The sequence below is a fragment of the Pyrinomonadaceae bacterium genome (assembly GCA_036277115.1).
Taxonomy (GTDB): domain Bacteria; phylum Acidobacteriota; class Blastocatellia; order Pyrinomonadales; family Pyrinomonadaceae; genus UBA11740.
This window is the reverse complement of record DASUNM010000003.1, coordinates 1-1,283: the sequence shown is the minus strand read 5'-3', so window position 1 is coordinate 1,283 and position 1,283 is coordinate 1. Positions and strand designations below refer to the sequence as shown.

Below are 1,283 nucleotides of genomic sequence, written 5' to 3'. Positions count from 1 at the left end.
CTAAGAGCCTATCCGAAAAACAGTTTGTAGTATTTTAGTTATGGTGTAACAGAATCTTTAGACAAAGCTAAATGTATCCATTATCTTAAACTTTATCAGATCATTTATTTGATATCTATAACTTCTGGAATTGATTCATCATATGAAATACCAGATTCATTATGGAACAGGATTATCCTTCTTTTACCAAAGAAAAAATGTAAGAAGAAAAGTGGACGTCCTAGAATGGATGATAGAAAAGCCATGACAGCTATATTCTATATAACACGTACTGGATGTCAGTGGAAAGCATTACCACGAAGTCTTGGTGCACCTAGTACTGTACATGACAGGTTTCAACAATGGAGAAAAGATGGTGTATTCAAACAAATGTGGATTGATGGTTTAAAATTATACGATAAAAAAATTGGTATAAATTGGAAATGGCAGTCAATGGATGGTGCAATAACCAAAGCACCGCTTGGGGGAAAAAAGTACAGGACCAAATCCTACAGACAGAAGTAAATCTGGCACCAAACGTAGTCTCTTGGTAGAGGGTCAAGGTATTCCTATTGGAATCACAATAGATGGTGCTAATAGACATGATATGAAGATGACAAGATCAACTCTTCTGAGTATGGTGATACATAGACCATTACCATCATCATCATCATCATCATCAAGAGAATTACAACAACAACATATCTGCCTTGACAAGGGTTATGATTATCCTGAGGTATATGAGTTACTTGAAGAATATGGTTATACTATGCATATTTGCAAAAGAGGAGAAGATTACAATAATGGTAACAAAAAGAAGAAGAGAAGAAGAATAATACCAAAATACAGAGCAAGAAGGTGGGTTGTTGAAAGAACACATTCATGGATGAACAGATTCAGAAGATTGTTGATTAGATGGGAAAAGAAAGAAGATAATTATATGGCAATATTACATTTTGCCTCTGCTTGGATAACATATAAGAGAGGAGGGGTTTTCGGATAGGCTCTTAATAAAAGAAAAAGAGGACAAATTAATTATACAATTTAAAAAAATTCAAGAAAAAGATAAGGAAATTGATTTGACTATTAAATATTCTACGGGATATTATATAACAGAAGGTAATAATAATCCAACTATTAATTCACCACGTAGCGGGTTTCACTTTATATCAAATGATAAAGAACAATCTTCTTTTCAAGCTTGGACCCAAGGCGAAGCATTAGAATCGAGGTATTGGTTTCCTTGTATTGATGACCCAAATATGAAATATCCACGAGAAATTCATATCATAGTTCCTTCAGAA

At 33.5% G+C, this 1,283-nt stretch carries 2 protein-coding genes; both read left to right on the top strand.

Annotated features, from left to right (window positions below; genetic code table 11):
• The first annotated feature begins 108 nt into the window (after window positions 1–108).
• Window positions 109–982 (top strand): IS5 family transposase gene (locus VFX97_01185; GenBank protein HEX5701813.1). Its coding sequence is split into 2 segments (ribosomal slippage): window positions 109–468 and window positions 470–982, totalling 873 coding nucleotides; the frame shifts between segments, so codons are not numbered across the junction.
• Window positions 957–1,283 (top strand): hypothetical protein (locus VFX97_01180; protein HEX5701812.1); only part of this gene is annotated, 327 nt, incomplete at its 3' end. The genes VFX97_01185 and VFX97_01180, both read left to right, overlap by 26 nt.